Here is a 9,327-nt window from a genome sequence, read left to right on the forward strand (position 1 = left end):
GCAAGACTTAGTTTTCTAAGTAGCCTCTGCTTTATAAAAGATTATTTATTTTGGAATCTGAATATTCAGTTTTGTTGAATGTTACTAGCGTTTTTATCATTTTAAAGGAGGGTGTTTTTATGGTATTTAAAACAAGTATTCGTGCACCACATGGAAATCAACTAACTTGTAAAGGGTGGACGCAGGAAGCAGCGATGCGCATGCTGATGAACAATCTTGATCCTGAGGTAGCGGAGAATCCTGATGAGCTGATTGTTTATGGTGGTATTGGAAAGGCAGCTCGTAATTGGGAAAGTTATGAGCAAATTATTGCTTCATTAAAAAAACTAGAGAATGATGAAACATTATTGATTCAATCAGGGAAGCCGGTAGCTGTATTCCGTACACATGAACATTCTCCCCGTGTTTTAATTGCCAATTCCAACCTTGTACCAGCATGGGCCAATTGGGATCATTTCTATGAATTAGAAGATCGCGATTTAATGATGTATGGACAAATGACTGCTGGTAGCTGGATTTATATCGGTGCACAAGGTATTTTGCAAGGCACTTATTTATCCTTCGTAGAAGCAGGGAAAAAAGTATTTGGCTCTGCAGATTTACGCGGTAAATTCATCCTTACAGGTGGTATGGGCGGGATGAGTGGTGCACAACCTCTAGCGGGGAAAATGGCTGGCGCTGTCATTCTAGTTGTAGAAGTAGAGCGTGCCCGCATTGAACGTAAAATAAAAGAGGGCTATTGTGATTATCTTGTAGAAACTGTGGATGAAGCAGTTGCATTAGTAAATAAATTACGTGACCAAAAAGAGCCAGCCTCCATTGGCCTTGTTGGAAATTGTGCAGACGTCAATCGTGAACTGTTGAGTCTAGGGATCATTTCCGACTTTGTCACAGACCAAACCTCTGCACATGACCCTATTAATGGCTATATACCGAATAACATGACATTTGAGGAAGCATTAGCACTTCGTAAATCAGATGTAAAAACATATGAACGAAAAGCTAAGGAAACTATGGCAGAGCATGTTCGTACAATGCTAGAGTTCCAAGAGGCTGGTGCAGAGGTGTTTGATTATGGCAATAATATTCGCGCCTATGCTAAAGAAATGGGCGTAACCAATGCCTTTGATTTCCCAGGCTTCGTACCAGCCTATATTCGTCCGTTGTTCTGTGAAGGAAAAGGGCCATTCCGCTGGGCTGCGCTTTCAGGAGACCCTGAGGATATTTATAAAACGGATGCACTTGCGAAAGAGATGTTCGCAGAAGATAAAGGTCTAGTTAATTGGATCGATATGGCACAGAAAATGGTTAAATGGCAAGGGTTACCTGCACGTATTTGTTGGTTAGGCTATGGCGACCGTCATCGCTTTGCGTTAAAAGTAAATGAAATGGTAGCGAATGGTGAGTTATCAGCACCGATTGTTTTTGGTCGTGATCATCTTGATTCAGGTTCTGTGGCATCGCCAAACCGTGAAACAGAAGGCATGTTAGATGGTTCAGATGCAGTATCGGATTGGCCAATTTTAAATGCGCTAGTTAATACAGCGAGCGGCGCCAGCTGGGTAAGTGTTCACCATGGTGGTGGTGTAGGTATGGGCTATTCACAGCATGCAGGGCAAGTGTTAGTAGCGGATGGGTCGGAGCTAGCTGCAGAGAAAATTGCACGCGTGTTAATTTCGGACCCTGGTATGGGGGTAGCTCGTCACGCAGATGCAGGCTATGACATTGCTATTCAGACAGCCAAAAACAAAGGTGTGCATATACCAATGTTAAAGGATGATGTAAAGTGACCATCTTAATTAAAAATGCTAATGAAGTGATTACATTAAAAAATAATATACGAGGACCTCGCACAAAGGAGCAAATGCGAGAAATTACTATAGTGGAAAATGGTAGTATTCTTATTGAAAAAGATCGAATTGTTGCTGTGGGTGCTTTTGAGCAACTAGAGGTAGATTTTCCTGAATTAGTGAAGAAAGCTACTACAATTGATGCTTCTGGTAAGGTCGTTATGCCAGGATTAGTGGATTGTCATACACATCTCGTCCATGGAGGAACCCGTGAAGAAGAGTTTAATATGCGACTCAAAGGTTCTACCTATATGGAAATTATGAATGCAGGTGGTGGCATTCACGCCACAACAAAGCGTACACGAGAAACTAGCTTTGATGATTTGTATGAAAAAACAAGGCATCATTTAGATATATTTTTAAAACATGGAGTCACAACCGTTGAAGCCAAATCAGGCTATGGACTAGATTGGGAGACGGAAAAGAAGCAACTTGAAGTAGCGAAAAAGTTGCAAGCAACGCATGATATGGATGTTATTAGTACTTTTATGGGTGCACATGCAGTACCTCGCGACTATAAAGGGCGTGAGGATGAGTTTGTGGATGTTTTGATTCAAGATATGCTACCCAAAGTTGCAGAGTTAGAACTGGCTGAATTTAATGATGTATTTTGTGAAAAAGGTGTCTTTACACCAGAACAATCTGAGCGTATTTTAGAGGCTGGGAAAGCCCTTGGATTAACACCGAAAATTCATGCCGATGAAATTGAGCCTTATAAAGGTGCTGAACTTGCTGCGGAAGTGGGAGCCATTTCGGCAGAGCATTTGTTAGTTGCTTCTGATGAAGGAATTCAAAAAATGGCTGAAGCGGGTACAATTGCTGTCTTGCTGCCAGGAACTGCATTTTTTTTACGTGCGCCGTTCGCGAGAGGCCGTCTAATGATTGATGAAGGGGTACCTGTAGCTATTTCAACGGACTTTAATCCAGGATCATCTCCTACTATGAGTCTACCATTTATAATGAATTTAGCTTGCATGCATATGGGAATGACACTAGAGGAGGTACTAACGGCAACAACAATTAATGCCGCGTATGCAGTGAATCGGGGCGAACAAATAGGTTCCCTTGAAGTTGATAAAAAAGCGGATGTTATTATTTTAGATGTTGCTAATTATAAGCAGTTACAATATTTCTATGGCATGAACCATACAAATACAGTTATTAAAAATGGGCAAGTTGTTGTACGAAATGGAATTTTGCTGAAAGAACAATAAAGTAAATGGGCATAAATAAGGCATAAAAGCTTTATTTATGCTTTTTTATCTTGATTGAAAAAATCTGATTATAATAGCTCTTTGGCGTACTAAATAAATAGGTTGCATTTTTTTCGGTAGGGGTTTATAATTCAATTAAATAGTAATTCGTTAATTACAAATTACTTAAACCTTGTAATGATTAAAGGGGTTATATAATGTCAAAGTTTCGTACGGAAGAAGAAATGCTAGCGCATTATGATTCTTCAAAATATAAAACACCTGATGGATACACAGCGGATATCGCAATTTTTACGATTACTTCGGAGAAAACAGAAGAAAAGGCACCGCCAAACATGACACTTAAAATTATGTTAATTAAGCGCGCTGCTAAAGATGCTGATGGAAATGCTAATATTGAAGGTGGAAAATGGGCGCTTCCTGGTGGGTTTGTAGATGCTCATCAAAAGGAATCAGCCTATATTGCAGCAAAAAGAGAGTTAAAAGAAGAGACGAATGTAGAAGGGTTACATGTTCAGCACTTTGGTGTTTACGATGATATCAATCGAGATCCTCGTGGCTGGATGATTTCAAATGCTTTTTATGCGATTGTTCCTGAGGAGCAAATGGAGCAACGACAAGCAAATGATGATGCAGATGATGTGGAGTTATTTGATATTGAAGATGTATTTACACTTCAACTAGCCTTTGATCATCGTAAAATCATTGCAGATGCACTCAAATTTATTAAAAAAGACATGGTGCAAACAACCGTTGCTAAAAACTTTTTACCTCAAGAGTTTACCTTATCAGAATTACAACGGGTACTACTGACAGTTGAAGACGATCCACGAATCTCTAATGATTCTGTATTTTTTACAAAAGCACCTAAACTACCTTTTATTGAAAAAGTAGTGGATGCGGAAGGAAAACCAAAGAAAACAAAGCGTAATTCGTTTAGGCCATCACAGCTGTATACTTTTAATGATTTTGAAGTGGTGGAATCAATTTATCATTAGGAAAGATTCGTCTTTCCTGATAACTTTAAAAACAGTAATTTGTAATTTGTGTATTACTAATTAAAAATTGGAGTGATAAAACGATGAAAAAGAGAGCACTAATTAACATTGATTACACTGTTGATTTTGTTGCAACTGATGGAGCTCTAACTTGTGGCGAGCCGGGACAACAGCTTGAGCAGGCAATTGTTAATATAACAAGTGAATTTATCTCAAATAAAGAGTTCACAGTATTCGCTATAGATGTTCATGAGCAAGAAGATGTTTATCATCCTGAAACAAAGCTATTTCCTCCACATAATATTCGTCATACCAAAGGGCGAGATTTATACGGAGCTTTAAAAACATTGTACGAAGCTAAGCAAGAATTTGAACATGTCTATTATATAGATAAAACTCGTTACTCGGCCTTTGCAGGGACAGATTTGGAGTTGAAATTGCGTGAAAGAGGAATTACAGAGCTTCATTTAATTGGCGTTTGTACAGACATCTGTGTTCTTCATACGGCTGTAGATGCTTATAATAAAGGGTTCGATCTTGTCATTCATAAAAACGCTGTCGCATCCTTTAATCAAACAGGACATGAGTGGGCTTTAAGTCATTTTGAGCATACACTTGGTGCCTCTGTTATTTGATAGTAAAGAATGGAGGGAAATGACGTGAAATACGCAGATGATAGTTTCATGTTACACACCGATTTATACCAAATAAATATGGTTCAGACCTACTGGAAGGACGCGGTTCATCAACGAAAGGCTGTTTTTGAGCTGTATTTTAGAAAACTTCCATTTGGCAATGGTTATGCGATATTCGCTGGCTTAAAAAAAGTAATGGAGTTTATTAATAACTTTGGTTTTTCTCAAAGTGATATTGAATATTTGCGTGAAGAAGGGAACTATCCAGAGGAATTTCTCCATTATCTACAGAATCTAAAGTTTACAGGAACTATAAGGGGGATGAGGGAAGGGGAGTTGGTTTTTGCCAATGAACCTATTCTGCGAATCGAGGCACCATTGGCTGAAGCGCAATTAATAGAAACCCCTTTGCTGAATATTGTTAATTACCAAACGCTAATCGCGACGAAAGCTTCGCGAATTAAAGAAGTGACGGGTGAGGATGTTGTGATGGAATTTGGAACCCGTCGTGCTCACGAATTCGATGCGGCAATTTGGGGAACTCGCGCTGCTTATATCGGTGGCTTTTCTGCAACAAGTAATGTGCGTGCAGGTAAATTATTTGGTATTCCAGTTTCAGGAACACATGCGCATGCTATGATTCAAACCTACAGAGATGAATATACTGCGTTTAAAAAATATGCAGCCGCACATAAAGACTGTGTATTCTTAGTAGATACTTATGATACGTTACGATCAGGTGTTCCGAATGCCATCAAAGTAGCGAAGGAATTGGGAGATCAAATTAATTTTATCGGTATCCGTTTAGACAGTGGTGATTTAGCCTATTTATCAAAGGTAGCAAGAAAAATGCTAGATGATGCAGGCTTTAAGGAAACAAAAATTATGGCATCCAATGATTTAGATGAATATACTATTATGCATTTAAAATCTCAAGGGGCGAAAATTGATGCTTGGGGAATCGGCACGAAGCTAATTACAGCCTACGATCAAGCTGCTTTAGGTGGAGTATACAAGTTAGTCTCTATTGAAAGTGAAAATGGGGAAATGGTTGATACTATAAAAATCTCTGCGAATCCAGAAAAGGTGACGACTCCTGGGCGCAAACGAGTCTATCGTATTGTTAATAATGAGAATGGTCATGCTGAAGGTGACTATATTGCCCTTGATGAGGAAAATATTCAGCAAACAGAACGATTAAAGATGTTCCACCCTGTTCATACGTATATAAGTAAGTTTGTAACGAATTTTACGGCGATCGAGTTACATGAAAGCATTGTAGAAAATGGGAAAGTAGTATTTGAGGAACCTACAATTCAAGAGACACAAGCATATGCAAAGAAAAATTTAAAATTATTATGGTGTGAGTACAAACGAACGATGAACCCGGAAGAGTACCCAGTTGATTTGAGTCAGGCTTGCTGGGATCACAAGAGAGCTATTATTCATGATATTAAAGAAAAAATTTCAAAGAAGATGGATACTAGATAAAAAATGACAGGAGGAAGATACGATGGCGAGAATAGGTATTTATGGTTCATCCTTTGATCCTATTACCAATGTTCATCTTTGGACTGCTAGCACGGTTGCACACCGTTGTAAATTAGATAAGGTCATATTTTTACCCTGTTCAAATAAGCGAAAAGATAAAACTATAAAAACAGAAGATAGGCATCGGTGGAATATGCTACATTTAGCAATTGCTAAGGATGATCGTTTTATGGCAGATTCCTATGAGATGGATCAAGAGGGATGGAATATATACACGTATGACACGATGAAATACTTTAGGGAAAAACATCCAGAAGATGAAATCCACTTTATTATGGGCGCAGATTTATTAGTAGACATTGGTGCAGGATTATGGAAAAAGGGAGACGCATTAGTTGCCGAAAATAAATTCATAGTTATGGCGAGGCATGGGGTTGATATGCTATCAACAATTAGCCGATCCCCAATTTTAAGAAATAATGATGATGGGAGATTTCATCTTATTGATAAGGGCTTAGCCATGGAAATTAGCTCTACCTATATTCGGGAAGAATTTGCGATGGGTGGAGAGCCAAGATATCTTTTGCCCAATGCTTGTTATGACTATATTAAAGAACATCATCTATATAAGAAATAAAAGTGTGGTTGCATGCCACACTTATTTTAATTTTGAAAAGATGGTGACTTTTACTATTTCTAGCCATTCGTAAGCTATAATAGAAATAGCAATGGTGACGGCTTTTTTGCTGTCACAAAAATTTTAATGATTAATGTTAGAAAGGAATTCATGAATGTGCAGCTTACATTAACATTTCTTATTTTAGGTGCAACAATTTTCGCATTTGTGACCAATAAAATACGAGCAGATCTTGTAGCAATTGTGTCACTTTTAGCATTTGTTATTACAGATATTCTAACGCCAACAGAGGCATTAGCTGGATTTTCAAACTCTGTAGTTTTAATGATTGCAGGGCTTTTCGTCGTGGGTGCAGGAATATTACGCACAGGTCTTGCGGGAATGGCAGGACAGTTATTACTTAAATGGTCGGGCAATAGTGAGTTGAAACTATTTGTATTACTACTCATCATTGTTGGATCTGTCGGTGCATTTATGAGCAATACAGGTACTGTCGCATTAATGATGCCAATAGTTGTAAGTATAGCGATTAGTATGAAGGTCAGCCCTTCTAAATTTTTATTGCCACTCTCATACGTAGCTAGTCTATCGGGTCTTATGACGTTGATTGCGTCTCCAACCAATTTAATTGTCAGTCAGTTATTGGTAGATAGGGGATATAGCAAACTTGGATTTTTTGAAATAACTCCAATTGGTATAGTGGGTATGATTGCAGGAATTGCTTATCTAGTGCTTGTGCGCAATATTTTGTTACCGAAAGATCAACATCGTACGCAAACAAATGAGGGCTATAAGCTTTCACCGAAGAAAATCATAAAGCAATATGATTTAAATAATCGACTATTCAAAATTTCTGTTCCAGAAGAATCACCTATTATTGAAACGTCGTTAGCAGAGTTAAAGCTACCAGCCAAGTACACGCTCTGTATGATGAAAATTCATCGCAAGTCACAAGAAGGTATCAATTTACTACCTATGACATATCAAGAAATGGCTGGTCCCACAAGTGTAATTCACGCAAAGGACGAGCTGTATGTTCAAGGGGAAGAAGAGGATATTCGTCACTTTGTTGAGGATTATCACCTCGAGATGCAAGGATTAGTAGAAGGGGAAGCTGATGAATTGGTTTCGAAGCATCTCGGTATTGCAGAGGTATTACTCACTCCAAATTCAAGCTTTATCAATGAAACGGTGAGTTCGTTAGGGTTTAGGGAAAAATACAACCTAAATATAATTGGCATTAATCGTAAGGGTGGTTATAAACTCCAAGACATGGTTTCGCATAAGTTGAAATTTGGAGACGCTATTTTAGTGCAAGGAGCTTGGGATGAAATTCTTTTATTAGCGAGAGAGACCCAAGATGTTGTGGTTGTTGGTCAGCCAAAGGAGCACGCCAGTGTAGCAGCAGCAACAGGAAAAGCTGGTATTGCGGGAATTATTATGCTGTTTATGATTATGTTAATGGCATTCGAAATTTTCCCTGCTGTTATTTCTGTTATGATTGGTGCCGTTTTAATGATATTAACTGGTTGCTTACGGAATATGGAAGATGCGTATAGCAATATGAATTTTGAAAGTATAGTGCTAGTGGCTGCCATGCTACCAATGGCGGCAGCCTTAGAAAAAACAGGAGGCATGGATATACTATCTGACGGGATTATTAAAGTGCTTGGTGACTATGGTCCCTATGGTGTGCTCATAGGTGTTTATATTTTGACAGCTGTCTTTGGACAATTTATTAGTAATACGGCGACGGCTGTATTGTTTGCACCGATAGCTATGAGTGCTGCAATAGCAATGGAGGTTAATCCTACAACATTTATGATTGCAGTAGCAGTAGCCGCAAGTATGGCGTTTGCCACACCAATTGCATCCCCAACTAATGCGCTGGTAATGACAGCTGGGGGCTATAAATTTATGGACTTTGTAAGAATAGGGATACCGTTACAAATTGTTATGTTTATTGTCATGATGATAACCATCCCATTCTTTTTCCCATTGTAAAATTCAGTTTAAGACTATAGATAAACTAGAAATTTTATGTTTATCTATAGTCTTTTTTGAAATCAAGTAAAGCCGTTGAATCCAATTAGGAGTTTAGTGCCCCTCATTCCAGCTCACCTTTTTATAAAAAACTCCATCTACATACTGAAAGATCAGTTTAATATAGATTTTTTTTCTGCTATCCAAAAAAATCTATTAAATTTTTCTTGTAAGATATGATAAAGTTATATTTTAATTAATGGTATAACTTAGTCCTTAAGGGTGAAAATATTATTTGTAGTCAAAGATTTATTTTGATTATTAATATAGGAAGTAATTCTATGTGGAGAAAAAAGTTAAACTTTTTTTCGGAAAAGTGTTGACCTTTTAAAAATAAGGGTGTAGTATTATACAAGTCGCCACGGTGACACGCTAAAACAAAGCAAAACATGACCCTTGAAAACTGAGCAAGCAAACCGTAATCAATAAAGTTTTTAGTAGCTAGCTTGCTAGTGAACA

8 protein-coding genes are annotated in these 9,327 nt (G+C 38.1%); 7 read left to right on the forward strand and 1 reads right to left on the reverse strand.

Annotation, left to right across the window (positions count from 1 at the left end):
* Window positions 1-119: 119 nt before the first annotated feature.
* The 7 genes from hutU (at window position 120) to B3D94_RS01365 (ending at window position 8,829) form a co-directional block, all read left to right on the forward strand.
* Entirely contained in the window at window positions 120-1,790 is a 1,671-nt protein-coding gene (gene hutU / locus B3D94_RS01335; RefSeq protein WP_291753831.1) for a urocanate hydratase, read from the forward strand.
* Window positions 1,787-3,064 (forward strand): imidazolonepropionase, encoded by a 1,278-nt coding sequence (gene hutI, locus B3D94_RS01340; RefSeq protein ID WP_193834110.1) that lies wholly within the window; start codon window positions 1,787-1,789, stop codon window positions 3,062-3,064. The genes hutU and hutI overlap by 4 nt, the downstream gene beginning before the upstream one ends.
* Window positions 3,065-3,261: 197 nt before the next feature.
* A complete protein-coding gene (locus B3D94_RS01345; RefSeq protein ID WP_291753835.1) occupies window positions 3,262-4,062 on the forward strand; it encodes an NUDIX domain-containing protein in 801 nt (266 codons plus the stop codon).
* An 83-nt stretch (window positions 4,063-4,145) separates the two neighbouring features.
* The gene (locus tag B3D94_RS01350) at window positions 4,146-4,697 is read left to right on the forward strand and encodes a cysteine hydrolase family protein (RefSeq protein ID WP_069479771.1); all 552 of its coding nucleotides are present in this window, start codon (window positions 4,146-4,148) and stop codon (window positions 4,695-4,697) included.
* A 9-nt stretch (window positions 4,698-4,706) separates the two neighbouring features.
* Window positions 4,707-6,188 carry a nicotinate phosphoribosyltransferase gene (locus B3D94_RS01355; RefSeq protein WP_291753839.1) on the forward strand — a complete coding sequence of 494 codons (1,482 nt, stop codon included), beginning with the start codon at window positions 4,707-4,709 and terminating at the stop codon, window positions 6,186-6,188.
* 22 nt (window positions 6,189-6,210) lie between these two features.
* Window positions 6,211-6,825, forward strand: coding sequence for a nicotinate-nucleotide adenylyltransferase (gene nadD / locus B3D94_RS01360; protein ID WP_291753842.1), 615 nt, complete (start codon window positions 6,211-6,213; stop codon window positions 6,823-6,825).
* Between the two features lie 150 nt (window positions 6,826-6,975).
* On the forward strand, window positions 6,976-8,829 hold the full coding sequence (locus B3D94_RS01365) for an SLC13 family permease (protein WP_291753845.1): 1,854 nt from the start codon (window positions 6,976-6,978) through the stop codon (window positions 8,827-8,829).
* A gap of 280 nt (window positions 8,830-9,109) precedes the next feature.
* Here B3D94_RS01365 and B3D94_RS01370 read toward each other — a convergent pair.
* Window positions 9,110-9,327 (reverse strand): hypothetical protein (locus tag B3D94_RS01370; RefSeq protein ID WP_291753847.1); only part of this gene is annotated, 218 nt, incomplete at its 5' end.

This window comes from Lysinibacillus sp. UBA5990, from assembly GCF_002429815.1.
GTDB classification, from domain to species: Bacteria; Bacillota; Bacilli; order Bacillales_A; family Planococcaceae; genus Lysinibacillus; species Lysinibacillus fusiformis.

What these genes read in the sequence shown, in the direction of transcription:
- B3D94_RS01345 (WP_291753835.1), top strand. Translation starts at nt 3,262, where the DNA reads ATGTCAAAGTTTCGTACGGAAGAAGAAATGCTAGCGCATTATGATTCT.
- B3D94_RS01350 (WP_069479771.1), top strand. Translation starts at nt 4,146, where the DNA reads ATGAAAAAGAGAGCACTAATTAACATTGATTACACTGTTGATTTTGTT.
- nadD (WP_291753842.1), top strand. Translation starts at nt 6,211, where the DNA reads ATGGCGAGAATAGGTATTTATGGTTCATCCTTTGATCCTATTACCAAT.
- B3D94_RS01365 (WP_291753845.1), top strand. Translation starts at nt 6,976, where the DNA reads ATGAATGTGCAGCTTACATTAACATTTCTTATTTTAGGTGCAACAATT.
- B3D94_RS01355 (WP_291753839.1), top strand. Translation starts at nt 4,707, where the DNA reads ATGGAGGGAAATGACGTGAAATACGCAGATGATAGTTTCATGTTACAC.
- hutU (WP_291753831.1), top strand. Translation starts at nt 120, where the DNA reads ATGGTATTTAAAACAAGTATTCGTGCACCACATGGAAATCAACTAACT.